The organism is Halorarum sp. SLYT50 (assembly GCF_059821265.1).
On record NZ_JCAMRW010000002.1, the window covers coordinates 407,851 to 425,400 of the forward strand.

Below are 17,550 nucleotides of genomic sequence, written 5' to 3' on the forward strand. Positions count from 1 at the left end.
GCTTCACGTACTCGGTGCGATACTGTTTCTATACGTAGGGGGAGGGAGTCTTCTCATCTCTTGAACCTCTGGCACCCGTCGTATCCGTTCCTCTCCGCGACACGCGATCTGTACTTACTGTCGCTCGCGTTCGCGGGCGGGAGTCTCGTCTGCCCCTTGGCTGGGTCTAATCCTCCTCGCAGTCGTGGACGGGGTTCGGACCACCCACGATTGGGTAGTGACACTGTTGGCGTTCTGTGGGTTCGGCTTCGGCGCGGCGTACTCCGGTATACCAGCGGTCCACTTCTCATTGGAATCGACAGCGGGTTCCTCTGAAGGACCGAAGACCACCGACCGGTTCCCCCTCATGAGGGTGGCAGTCAGGGAATGAGGTGTCCGTTCAACTGGACTACCCTATCGACCGGATATCTCGCCGACGAAGTGGCTTCACCTCGACGCGAGACCCGACGTGATGTGATGAATGGAGTTGAATGGAGAAATTTTGGATTTTTTAGCGTCTGTATATCTGTGCTTTTTTACTTGCTGAGCTACTCGCTCTCCTCGTGACGATCAACGCGGCGGGTCGCCTGCTGGAGTGGAAACGAACCGAAGCAGAGAACCCTTCCTCGGCGTGGAGAGAGGGTCCGGGGGTTTAGTATGGTAGAGAAGACCCGGACGCTCGATTTCAAGGTCGCGTTCGCGATCGGGCTGGGGACGATGATCGCAGCCGGCATCTTCTCGTTGTCGGGGCGCGCGGTGTACGAGATCGGTTCCAGTGCCGTCATCGCGTTCGTCATCGCGGCGGTCATCGCGGGCGTGACCGCCGCGAGTTACTCCGAGTTCGCCTCGATTTACTCCGAGAACGGTGGTGGCTACCTGTTCTCGTCGCGCACGTTCGACAACGACTTCCTGTTGTTCGGAGTCGGCGCGTCGCTCTTTGTGGGCTACTGCGCCACGACCGCCTTCTACCTCGGCACGATGGACCACTGGGTCTCGGAGTTCGTCCTCGCGCCCGCGTTGGATTTGCTCGGGATGGGCGAGGTCCACCTTCCCGGCGGGGTCTGGGGAATCCTTACAGCGTTGATTCTCGGCGCACTCAACGCGCAGGGGACCGAGGAGAGCGGGACGTTCCAAGTGCTCGTGACGGGAGCGAAGGTGGCCGTCCTGTTCGCGTTCATCGGCGGCGCCGTCGCCTCTGTCGGCCCGACTCAGTCGGTCGGAACGTTCACCGCCTCCTTCCAGTTCGAACTCGCCGGGATCGTCGAGATAGCCGCGGTCGCGTTCATCACGTTCTTCGGCTTCTCGGCGATCGCGGCGAGTGCGGGCGAAATCATCGAGCCTCGCAGAGTCGTTCCGCTCGCAATCGCGGCGTCGATCGGCACCGTCACCGTCCTCTACACGTTCGTCATCGTCGCGATGGTGAACGCGCCGGTCGAGGACTCGGTGTTGCAGGCAGGCGAGACCGCGATGGGGCAGGTCGCGGGGTCCTTCTCGGCACTGGGTGCGTGGGGGCAACCACTGATCGTCGCGGGCGCGATCTTCTCGATGGTGTCGGCGTCGAACGCCTCGATCCTCGCCGCGTCGAGCATCGGCAGCCTGATGGGGAACCGGGGACAGGCACCGCGGTCGTTCTCCCGGATTCACCAGGAGTATCGGACACCGTTCTGGAGCATCGTGACCGCTATCGGGACGATCGTCGCCCTGATCGCGGTGTTCGTCGGGTTGTTCCCTGCGGAAGGCGGGCCGGTCGCCGCCGACCTGACGATTACGCTTCCCGTCGTCGGTGGCGTGACGCTGACGAACCTGGGACTCAACGCACTGACCGGCTTCGCGAACATGAACCTGCTCGCGCCGCTGGCGGTGGTCAACGTCGCGCTGATCGTCAACCGGCGGAAGTTCCCCGACATCGACCGCCCGTTCTCCGTGCCCGCCTCGCCGTGGGTACCCGCGGTCGGGGTTCTCGCGAACATCGCGCTCATCTCGAATCTCCCGCCCGTCGGTATCGTCATCGCCGTCGTCGTCGAGGCCGTACTGGTCGCAAGCTACCTCGCATGGGGGGGTGCCCCCGACCGCGAGGAACTCGTCACGGAGACGGTCGAAGCGAGACAGGTCGCCGCGACCTCCGAAACGCACGGCGAGAGCGAGCGGAGCGGGACCGCGGGTGTCCCCGTCAGCGACGGAGCGACCGCGGTCGCCGAAGACGAGACGATCTCCGACGACCGCTACCAGATTCTCGTCCCCGTCGGGCGACCCGACCGGGCGGGCCGGTACGCCCGATTCGCGGCCGCGATCGGTCAACTGTACGGTGACGATCCGGTGGTCCGCTTACTCAACGTGACCGAGATACCCGAACAGACCGAGAGCGCTGCGCTCGTCGACACCGCCCAACGGCGTGCGGACCGCATCTCGGAAGAACTCGGCGGGGTACAGGCCGACCTCGACGCGACCGTGGTCGTCGAGGGCCACATCTGCCGGGACGTCGCTTTCGACGTCCTCACGACGGCCAGAAACGAGTCGGTCGACCGAATCCTGATGGGGTACCCCGAGGAACGCCGCGACATCACGGAGAAGGTCGAATACCAGTCGCCGTGCGACGTGCTGTTCCTCAACGCGATCGACGAGGCGGTCGACCTCTCGACGGTGACGATCGGTGCGGGCGGCGGCCCCCACCACGAGGACCTCGTCGAACTGGCGACCACCCTCGCAGCGCAGGGCACTACCGTTCACGTCGTCAACGTCACCCCGACCGGCGAGGAAGGGACGGGCGAGGACGTCGTGCACACGCTCGACCGGTTCGACGAACAGGAGGCAGTCGAAGTCCACCGACTCGAATCCGACGATATCGCCGTAGCGCTCGCGGACGTCGCCGTCGACGTCGGCGGGTCGCTTCTCGTCGGCGCGTCACGGAACCGTGTGTTTAGTCGGTATATCTTCGGTGGGGTCGCGGATAGGGTCATCGACCAGTCGACGACGCGCCGGATTCCGACGGTCGTCTACGCGAGTCAGACCGGGTTGGGTGGACGTGTTCAATCCGCGGTCTTCTCGGCGTATCGATACCTCCTGAAATCGCAGTCACTCCCATCGTCCCGTTCGACGAGTACCGAGTAACTCGTCCACTCGTCAGAGCGGAGTGGAAGACAGAACCTATTCCCCGCTGGTTCCCCAAGACTCCCGTATGAGTTATCGGCTTGATAAGATCGACAAACGCATCCTCTATCACTTGGCACGGGACGCACGCAACACCACCGCTCAAGAGATCGCCGAAGAGGTGGACGTCTCGTCGGGAACGATCGGTAACCGGATCCAGAACCTCGAAGACAACGGGGTCATCGAAGGGTATCACGCGGATATCGATTACGAGGCGGCCGAGAACCTGCTCAGCCGGCTCTATATCTGTAACGCGCCGAACGCGGAGCGGGAGCGGCTCGCGCGCGAGGCGCTCGACGTCCCCGGCGTCGTGAACGTCCGCCGAGCGATGACCGGGCGAGAGAACCTCCATGTCGTCGCGGTAGGAGGTAATACGCAGGATATCAGCCGGATCGGGAAGGCGCTGACCGAACTGGGGATCGAGATCGAGAAGGAGGGACTGCTGGAGGCCGAAGAGTTCCACCCCTACCATCCGTACGGTCCCGAAGGGGAACGCGACTACTCGGGCAAGGACTTCATGGCGCTCGGCGGCGACGCGGAGTTGACCGACCTCCGTCTCCTCGAGGATGCGCCGGTTGTCGGACTGACGATCGGCGAGGCCGCCGAGGAGGGAATCCTTTCGGCTGACGTGCTCGTGGTCGCCATCGAACGGGGCGATTCGACCGTCTCACCGAAGGGGGACACGCTGTTCGAACAGGGCGACATCGTGAGCCTCCTGTTTCGAACTGGTCTCTCGAACGAAGTCCTCGAAAAGTTCGGTGGAGACGTCGTCCACTGAACGCTATCCCGCCGAGTGCCTCGGTTCGAATCAGCGAAGGAACGCGGGTATCTGAATCGGGTAAATAGTATCGATGTATAGTGGGTCCTAGTCTTTTACCGGCGCGCACGGCGAACGTGCAGTAATGAGTGAGAGCGACGGTTCTGTCGGAAACGAGCTCGACCGAGATATCGGGCTCGTCGGAGCGATCGCATTAGGAGTCGGAACGATGATCGCGGCCGGGATCTTCGTCCTCTCGGGGCTCGCGGTCAGCAACGTCGGTGCGGCGGCGGTCGTCTCCTTCCTCCTCGCGGGAGTTGTCGCCGGGTTCACCGCCCTCGCGTACGCCGAGTTCTCCTCGCTCTATCCGGAGAGTGGGGGCGGGTACGCGTACGTCGCGAACGTCTTCGACAGCGATCTCACGTACATCGTCGGCTGGTCGATCATCCTCGGCTATCCGGCGTCCGCGGCGTTCTATCTCGCCTCGTTCTCTAGCTGGTTCCGACGCTTCATGTACCCCGCTCTCAATATCCCGGAGGCGATCCCGTACTGGTTGTCGGGGCTCGTCATCCTCGGCCTGTTGGTCGTGGTCAACCTCAAGGGGACCGAGGAGACGGGGATGTTCCAGATCGTCGTGACCGCGCTGAAGGTGGCGCTCATTGCGCTGTTCCTCTTCGGCGGGTTACAGGCGTTCGACGCGTCGACCGTCCGGACCTCGCTCGCGAACAACATCACTCAGTTCGGGCAGTTGGGGGTGACGACGACGCTCGTGTTCATCACGTTCTTCGGCTTCGAGGCGATCGCGACCAACGCCGAGGAGATCGAGGAACCCGGCCACAACATCCCCCGAGCCATCTTCATCTCGATGGGGTTCGTCACGGTGGTGTACGCGCTGGTCGTCCTCGTGATCGTCTTCGCGATCAACGACCAGACGTTCCTCACACGACTCGCCGAGCAGGTGGGACTCGGCGGCGTCGAGGGGGCACGGGAGTTCGTCAGCACGAACGGCGAGGTGGCGATGGCGTACGCCTCCCAGTACTACCTCGGCAACATCGGCTTCTACGTCATCATCGTCGGCGCGCTGCTGTCGATGATCTCGGCGGCGAACGCCACGATCCTCGCGGGGTCGCGCGTCAAACTCGCGATGAGTCGACGCGGTCATCTGCCGTCGGTGTTCGGCGACCTGAGCGAACGGTTCAACACACCGTACGCGTCGGTGCTATTTACCGGGGGGCTGATCGTCTTCTACATCGTCGTCTTCAGCGTCGTCTTCGGCACGGCTCCCGAGAGCGAGAGCGGGTCAACGCTGTTCGGGATCCACCTCGGCTTTCACGCGATCGCGCACTTCGCGGACTTCATGCTGCTGGCGGGACTCATCTTCGTCAACGTCGCGCTCATCCAGTCGCGTCGGAAGGATCCGGACCTCGACCGGAACTTCGAGGTACCGTTCGTCCCCGTGATACCCGCCATCGCTATCCTCGCGAACGTCATCCTCGTCACGCAGGTCGAGTTCACGGCGCTGATTGTCGGCCTGATCGCGGAGGCGGTCGGGGTCCTCTTCTGGTTCGGCTACATGCGATACAACCGCGAGGAGGGGGAAACGGACCACGAGAGAGCGGCACCGACGCTCACGACCCGCACCCCAGTCGGTGATCGCGAACGTGACGAGCAGATCCTCGTCCCGATCGCCCGCACGGAGAACGTCGACCAACTGATGCGGACGGCGATCGATATCGCCGAGGACCGCGAGGCGGAACTGCTCGTGATGAGCGGCGTCACCATTCCCGAACAGACGCCACTCGACCGCGCCGAGGAGTTCGTCGACGAAGAGGAGGCGGTCGTCAACGAGGCGATCGCGCACGCACGCGACACCGACGTCCCCGTCCACGGTCTCGTCCGCGTCGGCCACGAACCCGAGGAGATCATCCTCCGCACCGTCGACCAACACGACTGCGACGGCGTCCTGATGGGCTGGGGCGGCGGTAAACGCCGTCACGACGTCGTGATCGGGAGTACCGTCGACGACGTGGTCCGAGAGGCCGATGCCGACGTGTTCGTCGAACGGATCGGAGCGAACGCTGGAGAGGACGTAGAGTCGATCCTGATCCCGACGGCTGGCGGTCCCCACGCTCAACTCGCGGGCGAACTCGCCGGTGCCATCGCCCGCTCGGAGGAGGCGACCTGTACGGTTGTTCAAGTTGTTGATCCGACCGGCGACAACAGTGACGACGACGCCCGTGAGGCGATAGAGGAGACGGCGAGTGCGACCGGACAGTCCAACGTCGAAACGAAAATCCTGGAAGGAGACGACGTAACGGAGCGACTGCTCCGGGAGAGCGAGGATTACGATATCACGATCGTCGGCGCGACGCGGCAGAGTCGTCTTCGACAGATAGTCTTCGGAGCCATCCCGGAAGAGATCGGTCGGCGAGCGGAGAACATCACCATCATGACGAAACGAGGGGTCGGAGGCGCTTCCGGGCTGAGTAGCCGGGTACGCCAGTTGGTCGGGGGTGACTGAGAGAACCGCGTTTCGTCAGTGGGCCCGCGCACGGCCGCCCTGTGGCAGTTCCCGGTACTCGAGTCGACGATACCCGATCTCTCGCTCCTCGGATTCCTCCTGATTACGGACGCCGTCGTGTCAGTCAGCGAAATTGGCCGGTGAGGCGTTCCTCGGCGACCGGTTCTTCCCGCGCCAACTGATGACGGTCGGGAAACGGTCCAGCCGAAGGACCTCTGGGCGAACTCGGTATAGATACGTTTCGCGTTGGGACTCGTAGTTGGTGGGACGAAGACACCCTCAGCTGATCAGAATCACCTAGCGTACCTAAAACTGCCATATATCGCCCCCAGTAGCCCTCTAAACTCCGTTCTCTGATCTATAGAATCACAACCCGTTTATATACGAGTTCCGCCCGGGGTTGTACCTGTAGTATGAGTACACAGATCGGCGCACCTGGAACGGGTATCTCGCGACGACGGTTCCTCGCGGCGACCGGCGGCGTCGGCGCCCTCTCGCTCAGCGGGTGTACGGCTCCGGCCGACACGCGGCCGAACGAAGCCCTCGCGCAGGCTTCAGAACAGCTTCCTCTCACGAGCAAACCGGAGGTGGTCGACCTCGACGCACTCGACGGGAAAGTGACGATTAGCGCGGTCAGAGCCCGCCACGACGTCCACCCGCACGAGACGATGGGCGGGCCGATCAACCTCCCCGTCGTCTGGGCGTTCAAGGCGAACGACGGCGCGCCGAGCGTCCCCGGCCCCGTCCTCCGGGTGACCGAGGGCCAAGAAATCGAACTCACGCTCGACAACACCGCGATGTCGATGCCACACACGTTCCACGTCCACGGCCTCCGCAAGACGTGGGAGAACGACGGCGTCCCGACGACGACCGGCGTGCAGGCCGACCCGGGCGAGTCGCACACCTACACGTACACGGCGAACCAGCCCGGCACCCACCTCTACCACTGCCACTACAACACGCCGTGGCACATGGAGATGGGGATGTACGGTATCCTCCGGGTCGACCCCGAGGGCTACGAGGAGGCCGACAAGGAGTACTTCATGACGGTCAGGGAGTGGGACACCCGCCTCTCGCGGCAGTACGGCGGCGAAGACGCCACCTACGACATCACCGACCGTCGACCTGACGTGTTCACCGTCAACGGCCGCTCGGCGCCGTACACCCTTCACCCCGAAGAGGGGTCGCCGATGATAGTCGAGTCGGGCGACACGATGCGAGTCCACTTCGTGAATGCCGGGTTCATGAGCCACCCGCTCCACTTCCACAACCACCGCTTCACGGTGGTCGAGAAGGACGGCGGCGTGATTCCCGAGGCGGCGCGGCACGAGGAGGACGTGATCAACGTCGCCCCCGCCGAGCGGTACACGCTCGAGATGCAGGCCGACGCGGATCCGGGCATCTACCTGATGCACTGCCACAAGGTCAACCACGTCCGTAACGGAACCTCCTACCCCGGTGGGATGCTCACCGGAATCGTCTACACGGAGGCGATGCAGACGGACATCTTCCATAAGGTCATGGGCTACGCGGGGTACGAGGCCTGATTCGGAGGAGAGAGCATGGAGACGACATCTACATCCCGGCGGACGTTCGTGAAGGCGACTGCGGGTGCGGCGGTCGGCGCTGGTGTACTCGCGCCGCGTGTCGCCGCTCAGGAGACGGCCGGCGACGACACGACGGTCGACCTCTCGTCGTGGTTCTCGAACACCGACAACGCCTCGGAGATAGTCGACGAACGCGGTCGGACCGAAGTGACGGTCGCCGTCGGCGCGGAGGGGAACGGCGGGTCGTTCGGCTTCAGCCCCGCGGCCGTTCGGGTCGACCCCGGGACGACGGTGACCTGGGCGTGGACCGGCGACGGCGGGTCACACAACGTCGTCGCCGAGAGCGGGGCGTTCGAGTCCGAGTACCACAGCGACGCCGGGGCGACGTTCACGCACGCTCCGAGCGAGTCGGGAATCGTCCGGTACGCGTGTGCCCCCCACAAGCCGATGGGGATGAAGGGCGCGCTGCTCGTGGGTGACGTCGCCGCCTCGCTCGGAACCGAGGAAGAGACGGAGACTCGGGGCCGAACCTTCGACGGGTGGCTCACGCGGACGGACAACTACACCGAGGTCGTAGACGAGCGAGGCGAGTCGGAAGTCGTCGTCGACGTCGGCGTCGACGGCAACGGCGGCGCGTTCGGATTCGGACCAGCGGCGGTCCGTGTCGACCCCGGTACGACGGTCGTCTGGAAGTGGAGAGGGACGGGTGGTACCCACAACGTCGCCGCGCTCGACGGGTCGTTCCGGAGCGAACTGACGAGCGAACGGGGTACCGAGTTCGCTCGGACGTTCACCAGAGAGGGAGTGGTGAAGTACGGCTGTGAACCACACGCCTCGCTGGGAATGCGGGGCGTCGTCGTCGTCGACGACGGTGAACCGGACGACATGTTCGGCGGGACCGACCCGGGTCTGCTCGCGGGTGCGGCCAGCGGACTCCTGCTCCTGCTGTCGCCGCTCGGAATCCCGGTGGTCATGCACCTGACCGGAGACGGGAAACCCGTACCACCGACAGAGGAGAAGGAGCCGACCGAGCGATAACGGGGGGTTCGGAGTTCAGGGGTCGCTTCCCGACCGAGCGTCCCGGCGACCCCTCACGAACGCCCGCACTCGGTCGGCGTACCGGTCCGACGCCTGCAGGTGACAGAGGTGACCGGCGCGGCGATGGCGTCGGCTTCCACGTTCCCGAACTCCGCAGCGAGTCGGCTGGCCACGGGAACGGTGTCCGATGAACCGACGTTTTTTGTCACTCGTTCGAGTACTGCCGCGCATGGCTGCGAGCCGTCTGCCTCTCGTCGACGACTACCCGGTCGCGGCGTTCTTCGTAGGCGCGTTCGTCTACACGTGGACGATCTCGGCGCCCACCGTGTTCATGGAGCCGAGTTGGAGCGCCGCGGTGCTGATGTATCTCGGGAGTTTCGGACCGCCAGTGAGCGCCGCCGCAGTCACGTGGTTGCGCGGGGACGACGTCGGTGCGTGGGCGGCACAGATCACCGACTGGCGCGTCGGCTGGCGGTGGTGGGTCGTCGCGCTCGGACTGCCGCTGGCTGCCGCCGTGCTGATTACGCTCGGCATTCTCGCCGTGGGTGGGCCGGTCGACATCGGTCGGGCACCCCCCTCGCCGCTGTTGCTCGTCGGACTGTTCCTGTTCGCGCTGGTTCTCAGCGGCGGGTTGAACGAGGAACCGGGGTGGCGGGGGTTCGCACAGCCCCGGCTCAACGAGCGCTACGGCGCGTTAGGGGCCAGTCTCGTCATCGGCGTCGTCTGGGCGCTCTGGCACCTGCCCTACTTCGTCATCCCGGTCGCGCCCCATTCGGGCTTCCCGCTCGTCAACCAGATCGGGTGGTTCGGCGGTATCATGACGCTCTCGGTCATCCTCGCGTGGCTGTACAACAGCACGGGGAGCGTCCTGCTCGCGATGGCTCTCCACGCGATGGCGAACACCGCGGACGTGGTCATCCCGCTGGCCGCCGACAGAATCCTCGTCGAAGGCGTCATCGACGAGGGGGCCGTCGGCGTCGTCACCGCCGTCCACGTCGGCGTGTACGTCCTCGTCGTCCTCGCAATCGTCGCCGTCTACGGCCGTGAGAAACTCGCTCGCGGAGAGATTCCGGACGCGTCGGACGTCGGTGGTCGACCGTAGGTCGCTATCGACCGACCTCCCTCCGACGTGGGACGACACCTCGACACGCCTCGACGGAACCGACAGACGAACCCTCGTCGTCCAGCCACTCCGGTCCCGACTGACTCCCGCCGCCTAGTCCGACATCCACCGGTGGCTCCCTCGTATTCGAGTCGGCCGCGGGTGACGACGAACAGAGAGCGACGAACCAGACGCTCCACGGGCGGGCGAAACCACCACCGGTAGTTAACGTCACGGCGAGCGTACTTCCGCCCGATGAACACGATGGTCGGCCACCTCCGCCGATGGCACGTCGCGGCGACCGTCGCCGTCCTCGTTCTGACAGCCGTTTCGTCGCTCGTCGGACTTGTCCGCCCGGGTCACTACCGGGCGGCTCCCGGACTGGTCGAGGCGTATCGGGTACAGGACCTCACGATTCTCGCGGTCGGAGTTCCCGTCCTGTCGCTCGGTCTCCGGTCCGCGATACGGGGTTCGCTACGCGGCCGAGTCGTCTGGCTCGGCGGCCTGGCGTACATGACCTACATCTGGGTCTCGGTCGCCGTCCAGGTCCCGTTCAACGAACTGTTCCTCGTGTACGTCGCGCTGTTCGGTCTCTCGCTGTTCACGTTCGTCGGCGGGACGGTGACGACCGACGCCGACGCCGTCCGTCGGTCGCTCGAGGGGCGTCTCGACACCTCGCTGTACGCCGGGGCGCTGGCGGTCGTCGGCGTCGGGCTGGCGGTGCTCTGGCTGTCGGACGTCGTCCCGCCTCTGCTCAGCGGGACCACGCCCACCCTCGTCGAAGAGTCCGGACCGCAGGCGATGGCGAGCCACGTCGTCGACCTCGGCGTCGTCGTGCCGTCGATCTTCCTCGCCGCGGCGTGGCTGTTCCGAGAACGCACCTGGGGGTACGTCTTCGCCGGCGTCGTCCTGGTGCTCGGTGCGACGCTCGCAGCCCCGATCGGGGCTATGACACTCGTGTACATGGCTGGTGAGAGCGTCACCGTCAGTCCTGTCGCCGCCGCCTTCACCTTCGTTCCGATCGTCGTGTCCGCACTGTTGGCCGCGACCTACCTCCGCTCGATGGCGGGGGGACCCCGGCCGTCGACGGACGAAGTCGGCGACGATGAGCACCGCCAGTCCACGTGAGCAGTGCGCTCGGCGACTCGTCCCCCGTCTTCGCTCGCCGGTCGGAAGATAGGCGCGAAGTGGTCCGTCGCGTGGACTCCCGGTCCCCTTCGCCGGTGACTGTCCCTCGGCACACGAGGGTAGGACAGCCGCCGCTCGCAACGAGGACGGCCGCTACGAGAACAGAAGTCGGGACCGTGCCGTGCTCTCTTTCGTCTGCCGTACACCAGCCAGGTCGCTCACCTGGCTGTGAAATCGTGAACCGAAAAAGGGTGCCGACTTACCCGAGGACGTAGTCGAGGATCGGGTACTTCTCCACGAGCGGGACGCCGTCGACTTCGTAGCTCTCGACGTACGCGTCGAGGCCGAGGATGCGGCCGGCGCCGAACGCCGCCACGGAGAGGAACACCAGCATGTACATGAAGTCGCTGTTGATGACCCCGTGCGCGAGGTCCCAGTTGCCGAAGTAGAACAACAGCATCATGAACGCCCCGAAGAACGCGGCCAGGCGGGTCAGGAGACCGACCATGAGGCCGAGTCCGATGGCGAGTTCACCCCACGGGACGGCGACGTCGACGAACGCGACGAACCAGGGTGTCTGACCCATCCAGAGGAACATCCCCGCGAGCGGGTTGCCGTTCGCCGCCGCGACGTTGGTCAGGTAGCCCGCGGCGCCGAAGCCGCCGAGGACCTTGTCGAGCCCCGAGTAGAGGAACGCGAAGCCGATGACGAGACGGAGCGAGAGGACGAACCACGCGCTGAGACTGTGTGCCCGACCGCCGATGGTCAGGTTGCCGACGCGGCTCTCGAACGTGTTGGGAGCGTTGGTAGCCATTTTACTCACCTTCAGATAGATAGAGGAGAGAGGGAAGTATATAACCGACGATGGTTCTCCCGTCCCGAGAACGGACAGCGCTCTCCCGATTCTGTACCGATATCAGTCGGCGTACAGGGAGTAGAGGATGACCCCGAATCCCACCGCCGTGAGCGCGCTCTCGATGGACAAGACGAGCCCCGAATCGAGCCCGAACGCCTGGTGGGCCGCGCCCGCGAGCAGCGAACCGAGCGTCACGGTCGCGAACCCGACCGCGAGCAGACGGAGCGGGTTCGCGGCGGTTCGTCGGTACGCCCTGTACGCGAACCACGTGATCAACCCGCCGAGCGCGAGTGTGATAGTCTTGAGCGCCACCACCACCGTCGGAAGGTACGAGCTCGTACTCATGTCTCTCGGCGGAGTTCCGACCACATACTGGCGAGTCGTTCGTCGGGGTCTTCCGGCACGCGTACGATCGAGACGTCGAACTCGCGGCTGGGGGTCAGGCGCAACGAGACCTCCTCGAACGCCACCCGGTAGAGCATCTGGTGGTGACCGTCCTCCCGGAGCCTCGTCTGCGTCTCGAGGAGCGACGCCTCGTCGAGCAGGTCGAGTTTCCGGTACGTCGTCGAGAGCGGGACGCCCGCCTTCTCGGCGAGTTCACTCACCGTCATGGGCTCGTCCAGCGTCCGGACGAGTTGGCGACAGGTCCGATCGTCCAGACTCGAGAGCACCTCCTCGACGCCCGGCCCCTCGTTCGCACCAATCGGATTCCGCACCATACTGGGACGACGAGAGGCACGCGAGTTAGTTCATTCGCTCGCCCGCGAGCGGAATCCGGCGAGTCCGGTCCGACCGGTCCGTCCAGCGGTTCGGAGTCGGTCGCTCCTCGCGGACAGGAACACCGGTCGCCGCATCCACGGTACGTCGGACGGGTGTCGTCACCCCGCCGTCGCCACCGGCATCCACCGAGCGGGTCGAGGCGTCGGTTCGATAGTAACACTCACCCGAGTATTATCGGTGAAGTTCAACTCTCTCGGTAGTCGTTCATTTCGCTCGTCAGTCAACCGCTCGGCAGACCGGACCCACCCGACAGCTAGTTGCAATGTGATGGTGAAGAGACTTCCTGCCCGTAGACAGGACCGAATATTAGGGCACGACTGGTCGCCTCAGTCGTCCGGATTCGGCGTATCTCGGGTGTCACTTCACCGAAATTCGGTGTGCTCCGCGATGTGAAAAGCCCCTCTGGCCAGTCGTCCGGCCGAAATACCACCGTAATCGCCGTCGAATCTGAGAAGTTTGTATTACAGTTACTTACCACTATATATATTTAATCTATTTCGCGCCGGTCCGCGTTCCGTCGACGAGTGAGTCGGTACGCGGGAACTACACTACGCTCACGGCGACCACTCCGCCGTCTCGTCGAGCGGGTGTATCGGACGTGGGACGTTCTCGTACGGGAGTTCCGAGAGGAGTTGGTTCGTGTCGCCCGGCGTGAGCGCGAACAACCGGCGCGCGGCGACCGCCTTCCACGCGGGGCTCAGGTAGCCGCTCTTCAGGACGACGAGCCTCCGAGCGGCCGGGTCGGCGCCGAGTTCCTCGAGGAACGACGGGTCGCGGTGGAGGTTCGTCCGCGCGTCCGAGACGACGACGGCGGCGCCGGCGGCGTCGATTCGCGCCGTCTTCACGCCCTCTGCCTCGTGGAGCGCGCCGACCACGCCCTCGACCGGGAGGGGGTCGCCGGCGGACGCCGACCGACCGAGGGCCACCTCGACCGACCCGCCGTCGCCCGCCCGCTCGCACGCCGCCAGCGCTTCGGGGTCGGCGAACACGGCCACCACGGGCGTTCCGAGGTCGTCTCGCTCGAGGACGAGCGAGAGCAGGTCGGTCACGTCCTCGCTCCCGCCCGCGCCGGGGATGTCGCCCGTGTCTGCCACGACGACCGGCCGGTCCGTCTCCGCGGCGGCCGCGTCGAGCGCGTCGCTCGGCCGGTGTGCCTCGGTCGTGAAGTCGAACGTCTCGCGTGCGTCCCAGAAGGCGCCCGCGAGGTCGGTCGCCACTCCCGAGACGTCCTCTCCGGCCGACGCGTCCCCGGTCACGAGCGCGTGACAGCCGCCGTGGGGCGAGTCGGCCCACGGGAACCCGAGGAAGTAGTTCGCGTCGAGGACGTCCTCCCGTTCGTCGGCGTCCTCTAGCCGTTCGACGAGCGAGCGCATCGGCTCGGCGTCGGTCTCCGAGCGCTCCCCCGCGAGCAGGAGTGGGAGTCGCCGCCACCCGAGTGCGAGGTCGACCTCCCCGCGGAGACTCGAAAGCAGGAGGTGGGCGGCCCGCTCGCCGGTCTCGACGGTGTCCGTGTGCGGCGCGGTCCGGTACCCGGCGACGCCGTCGAGGTGGTCGACCATCGTCTCGGTGACCGTCGCGTGCATGTCGAGCGCCGCGGTGATAGGTACGGTGGGGCCGACCACGTCCCGAATCGACGCGAGCAACGCGCCCTCGGGGTCCGGCTGGTTCTCGACGTACATCGAGCCGTGGAGGTCGAGACAGAGGCCGTCGACGCGCTCCCCGTCGAGGTGGTCGAGCAGTTCGCGGCGAATCGTCGCGAACGCGTCGTCGGTGACGGTCGGGCCGGGGATGGTGGCCGCACCGACGAGCGGAACGGCGGACACGTCTTCGGGTGCCGTTCGGAGCACCTCCACGATTCCGTCGAGCGACCGGGCGGCCCCGAACGAGTCCAGCAGGTCGTCGCCCGCGGCGAACGCGAAGTCGTCGAGGGTCGTGCGTCCGTCGGCGAACGTGTTCGTCTCGTGGCTGACCGTCGCGACTGCGATTCGCATGGGTGGGAGTGTTACCGCCCGGCGCGCTCTTAACTCATGGGAGTCCGTACCAAACTCGCCAGCGACCGACGACTCGCCGTGGGCCGTCTCGAGCGAGCGACGGTCGGTAACCGGGATTCGTTCCGCCGACTCGACCCGGGGAGGCGACGACCGCCACGCGTGCGGTGGCACAGAGACACTCCGCTTCCCGGCACGTGTTTCGCTCAGCGAAACCGTTTTCGAACGGAGGACCGTCGACCGAGTGAATGGGAGCACGCATCGGAGTCGTCGGACTCGGGACGATGGGAGTGAACCACGCCGAACGCCTCGCGGCGGCCGGCGCGGAGATAGCGGCCGGTGCGGACGTCGTCGACGAGGCCCGGACCGAGTTCGCGGACCGGTTCGACGCCCCGACCTACGCCGACCACGCGGCGATGTACGAGACCGACCTCGACGGCGTCGTCCTGACGGTGCCGAACGCGCTCCACGAACAGGTCGCCGTGACGGCGCTGGAGGAGGGCGTACACGCGCTCGTCGAGAAACCGCTGGCGCACAGCGTCGAGAGCGCCGAACGCATCGCGGTGGCCGCGGCCGAGAGCGACGCCTTCTGCACCGCCGGGTTCGTGATGCGGTACTACGACGCGGTGCGCGAACTGTTCGACCTCCGCGACCGCGGCGCGCTCGGCGAGGTCACACAGGTGGAAGCCCGGTACGTCCGCCGACACGACCGACCGGGGAGCGGCTGGTTCCTCGACCCCGACCTGGCCGGGGGCGGGGCACTCGTCGACATCGGGGTGCACGTCCTCGACCTCGCGCTGGCCGCGCTCGAGTTCCGCGACGTCGAGGCCGTCCTCGGCTGCACCCGCGGCGCGGAGGGGGGTCGGGTCGCGGGCGAACGCGTCGAGGACTCCGCCTCGGCGTTGCTCCGGTGTACCGACGATGCGACCGTCGAACTGGAAGCCGCCTGGGTGTCGAACGGGCCGGCGACCCGCGAACTCGTCGTCCGCGGCACTGAGGGCGGAGCCGTCCTCGACATCGGGACGCAGGAACTCGCCGTGTACCCCGACGGGGGCGGGGGGCCGGAACCGGTGTCGACCGCCGAGGAGGACTGGCTCGCCCCCGAGGACGAGGCGTTCGCCGCCGCCGTCGCGGCCGGCCGCCCCCCCGAGGTGGGACGGCTGGACCAGGCGCTCGCCGTCCAGCGGGTGATGGACGCCGTCTACCGCTCGGACGCGGCCGGCGGGTCGGTCGCTCCCTGAGAGCGGGGAGGAGAGACGCGGGGACGCGCGTCACGCACGCTCCACCGCGGCGCGCTCCTCGGTCTCGACGCCCGTCACCGCTTACCAAATCTTGATGCCCGCCCGCCGTGAGTCGGAGACGGAGCGAAGATCATGACCGAGAGTCCGGAGGGTCGGACGGTCCGAATCGGGTTCACAGGCGTCGGCGGCCGCGGGGCGCACCTCCTCGACCTGTGTCTAGAGATGAGCGACGTGGACGTGCCGGCCGTCTGTGACGCCCAGGAGCGCCACCGGCAGCGGGCGCGGGAAGACGTCGTCGAGTCGGGTCGCCCCGAACCGGACGGCTACCGCGACCACGACCGACTCGTAGACAGGGAGGACCTCGACGGCGTCGTCATCGCCACCCCGTGGGAGCACCACATCCCGATGGCGATTTCGGCGCTGGAGTCCGGGAAGTTCGTCGGTCTCGAAGTCGGCCCGGCCAGCAGCGTCGAGGAGTGCTGGGACCTCGTGCGGGCCGCCGAGGAGTCGGAGGGCCACTGCATGCTGTTAGAGAACTGCTGTTACTACCGCGACTGCATGGCCGTCCTGAACATGGTCCGGCAGGGGGTCTTCGGCGAACTCGTCCACTGCCGGTGCGGGTACGGCCACGACCTCCGTAAGCAGATAAACGTCGGCAACGGGACGGCGCTCGACCGGGACGACGAGCGGAACTACCGGGGCGTGCACAACGAGAAGCGCAACGGCGACCTCTACCCGACCCACGGCGTCGGGCCCATGGCGATGTGCTTGGACGTCAACCGCGGAAATCGGTTCGTGAGCCTCACGTCCACCGCGTCGAAGTCGCGCGGACTCGGCGACTGGGCCGAGAAGAACCTCGACCCGGACCACCCGAGCCGCGACGTCGACTGGGCCATCGGGGACGTGGTCACCACGGTGGTGAAGTGTGCGAACGGGGAGACGGTGGTCGTCGACCACGACGTTAGCCTCCCGCGACCGTACACCAACATGTACCACGTGCAGGGGACGAACGGACTCTGGCGGCGGACCGCCGAGCGAATCGACCACGAAGACGGCGGAATCGAGGTGGAGTCGTCCGTCCACGTCGAGGGGGAGAGCCCCGCACACGACTGGGAGCCGTTCGACGCGTACCAGGAGGCGTACGAACACCCCGTCTGGGACGCGTACACGGAGTCGGGACTGAGAGCCGGCCACGGGGGTCTCGACCACCTCGTGATGCGCGACTACGTGCTGAGCGTGCGTCGGGGGGAGCGACCCCCCATCGACGTGTACGACGCGGCGACGTGGATGGCCATCTCGCCGCTCTCCGAGCAGTCGGTCGAACTGGGGAGCGAGTCGGTCGCGTTCCCGGACTTCACCAGCGGGGGTGGATGACCGACGAGCCGACGTTCGGAGCGCTCGACACGGACCTCGTCGACCACCTCGACTAGACACCGGACTCCGGGTCTCCCGGTCCCGCGGACCAC

The 17,550-nt window shown here is 66.2% G+C and carries 13 protein-coding genes; 9 read left to right on the forward strand and 4 right to left on the reverse strand.

Translation table 11 applies throughout. The features are described from left to right. Positions 1-636 precede the first annotated feature (636 nt). The 7 genes from AC6RUA_RS17455 (at position 637) to AC6RUA_RS17485 (ending at position 11,219) form a co-directional block, all read left to right on the forward strand. Positions 637-3,087 carry an amino acid permease gene (locus tag AC6RUA_RS17455; protein WP_499815616.1) on the forward strand — a complete coding sequence of 817 codons (2,451 nt, stop codon included), beginning with the start codon at positions 637-639 and terminating at the stop codon, positions 3,085-3,087. Between the two features lie 67 nt (positions 3,088-3,154). Continuing rightward, positions 3,155-3,904: an Lrp/AsnC family transcriptional regulator gene (locus tag AC6RUA_RS17460; RefSeq protein ID WP_499815617.1), complete on the forward strand. Its 750-nt coding sequence runs from the start codon at positions 3,155-3,157 to the stop codon at positions 3,902-3,904. Between the two features lie 208 nt (positions 3,905-4,112). Next, a complete protein-coding gene (locus AC6RUA_RS17465) occupies positions 4,113-6,404 on the forward strand; it encodes an amino acid permease (protein ID WP_499815618.1) in 2,292 nt (763 codons plus the stop codon). A 413-nt stretch (positions 6,405-6,817) separates the two neighbouring features. Then, a complete protein-coding gene (locus AC6RUA_RS17470) occupies positions 6,818-7,951 on the forward strand; it encodes a multicopper oxidase domain-containing protein (RefSeq protein ID WP_499815619.1) in 1,134 nt (377 codons plus the stop codon). 15 nt (positions 7,952-7,966) lie between these two features. Next, positions 7,967-8,989 carry a halocyanin domain-containing protein gene (locus AC6RUA_RS17475; protein ID WP_499815620.1) on the forward strand — a complete coding sequence of 341 codons (1,023 nt, stop codon included), beginning with the start codon at positions 7,967-7,969 and terminating at the stop codon, positions 8,987-8,989. A 229-nt stretch (positions 8,990-9,218) separates the two neighbouring features. Then, on the forward strand, positions 9,219-10,091 hold the full coding sequence (locus AC6RUA_RS17480; RefSeq protein WP_499815621.1) for a CPBP family intramembrane glutamic endopeptidase: 873 nt from the start codon (positions 9,219-9,221) through the stop codon (positions 10,089-10,091). Between the two features lie 255 nt (positions 10,092-10,346). Beyond that, on the forward strand, positions 10,347-11,219 hold the full coding sequence (locus AC6RUA_RS17485; protein ID WP_499815622.1) for a hypothetical protein: 873 nt from the start codon (positions 10,347-10,349) through the stop codon (positions 11,217-11,219). A gap of 259 nt (positions 11,220-11,478) precedes the next feature. On the opposite strand, the gene AC6RUA_RS17490 is transcribed toward AC6RUA_RS17485, so the two are convergent. The 4 genes from AC6RUA_RS17490 to AC6RUA_RS17505 all read right to left on the reverse strand — a co-directional run bounded on the left by AC6RUA_RS17490 (position 11,479) and on the right by AC6RUA_RS17505 (position 14,846). After that, entirely contained in the window at positions 11,479-12,033 is a 555-nt protein-coding gene (locus AC6RUA_RS17490; RefSeq protein ID WP_499815623.1) for a DoxX family protein, read from the reverse strand. A gap of 102 nt (positions 12,034-12,135) precedes the next feature. Beyond that, positions 12,136-12,420 carry a DUF7521 family protein gene (locus tag AC6RUA_RS17495; protein ID WP_499815624.1) on the reverse strand — a complete coding sequence of 95 codons (285 nt, stop codon included), beginning with the start codon at positions 12,418-12,420 and terminating at the stop codon, positions 12,136-12,138. Then, complete coding sequence (locus tag AC6RUA_RS17500; RefSeq protein WP_499815625.1) at positions 12,417-12,794, reverse strand: helix-turn-helix domain-containing protein; 378 nt, start codon at positions 12,792-12,794, stop codon at positions 12,417-12,419. Before AC6RUA_RS17500 ends, AC6RUA_RS17495 begins: the two co-directional genes overlap by 4 nt. A gap of 615 nt (positions 12,795-13,409) precedes the next feature. Further along, a complete protein-coding gene (locus AC6RUA_RS17505; protein WP_499815626.1) occupies positions 13,410-14,846 on the reverse strand; it encodes a M81 family metallopeptidase in 1,437 nt (478 codons plus the stop codon). A 245-nt stretch (positions 14,847-15,091) separates the two neighbouring features. Here AC6RUA_RS17505 and AC6RUA_RS17510 point away from each other — a divergent pair, with 245 nt between their 5' ends. Both AC6RUA_RS17510 and AC6RUA_RS17515 read left to right on the forward strand, forming a co-directional pair. Further along, positions 15,092-16,084 (forward strand): Gfo/Idh/MocA family protein, encoded by a 993-nt coding sequence (locus tag AC6RUA_RS17510; protein WP_499815627.1) that lies wholly within the window; start codon positions 15,092-15,094, stop codon positions 16,082-16,084. Positions 16,085-16,216: 132 nt separating this feature from the next. Continuing rightward, the gene (locus tag AC6RUA_RS17515) at positions 16,217-17,458 is read left to right on the forward strand and encodes a Gfo/Idh/MocA family protein (protein ID WP_499815628.1); all 1,242 of its coding nucleotides are present in this window, start codon (positions 16,217-16,219) and stop codon (positions 17,456-17,458) included. The last annotated feature ends 92 nt before the right edge of the window (positions 17,459-17,550 follow it).

What these genes read in the sequence shown, in the direction of transcription:
- AC6RUA_RS17455 (WP_499815616.1), top strand. Translation starts at nt 637, where the DNA reads ATGGTAGAGAAGACCCGGACGCTCGATTTCAAGGTCGCGTTCGCGATC.
- AC6RUA_RS17460 (WP_499815617.1), top strand. Translation starts at nt 3,155, where the DNA reads ATGAGTTATCGGCTTGATAAGATCGACAAACGCATCCTCTATCACTTG.
- AC6RUA_RS17465 (WP_499815618.1), top strand. Translation starts at nt 4,113, where the DNA reads ATGATCGCGGCCGGGATCTTCGTCCTCTCGGGGCTCGCGGTCAGCAAC.
- AC6RUA_RS17470 (WP_499815619.1), top strand. Translation starts at nt 6,818, where the DNA reads ATGAGTACACAGATCGGCGCACCTGGAACGGGTATCTCGCGACGACGG.
- AC6RUA_RS17475 (WP_499815620.1), top strand. Translation starts at nt 7,967, where the DNA reads ATGGAGACGACATCTACATCCCGGCGGACGTTCGTGAAGGCGACTGCG.
- AC6RUA_RS17480 (WP_499815621.1), top strand. Translation starts at nt 9,219, where the DNA reads ATGGCTGCGAGCCGTCTGCCTCTCGTCGACGACTACCCGGTCGCGGCG.
- AC6RUA_RS17485 (WP_499815622.1), top strand. Translation starts at nt 10,347, where the DNA reads ATGAACACGATGGTCGGCCACCTCCGCCGATGGCACGTCGCGGCGACC.
- AC6RUA_RS17490 (WP_499815623.1), bottom strand. Translation starts at nt 12,033, where the DNA reads ATGGCTACCAACGCTCCCAACACGTTCGAGAGCCGCGTCGGCAACCTG.
- AC6RUA_RS17495 (WP_499815624.1), bottom strand. Translation starts at nt 12,420, where the DNA reads ATGAGTACGAGCTCGTACCTTCCGACGGTGGTGGTGGCGCTCAAGACT.
- AC6RUA_RS17500 (WP_499815625.1), bottom strand. Translation starts at nt 12,794, where the DNA reads ATGGTGCGGAATCCGATTGGTGCGAACGAGGGGCCGGGCGTCGAGGAG.
- AC6RUA_RS17505 (WP_499815626.1), bottom strand. Translation starts at nt 14,846, where the DNA reads ATGCGAATCGCAGTCGCGACGGTCAGCCACGAGACGAACACGTTCGCC.
- AC6RUA_RS17510 (WP_499815627.1), top strand. Translation starts at nt 15,092, where the DNA reads ATGGGAGCACGCATCGGAGTCGTCGGACTCGGGACGATGGGAGTGAAC.
- AC6RUA_RS17515 (WP_499815628.1), top strand. Translation starts at nt 16,217, where the DNA reads ATGACCGAGAGTCCGGAGGGTCGGACGGTCCGAATCGGGTTCACAGGC.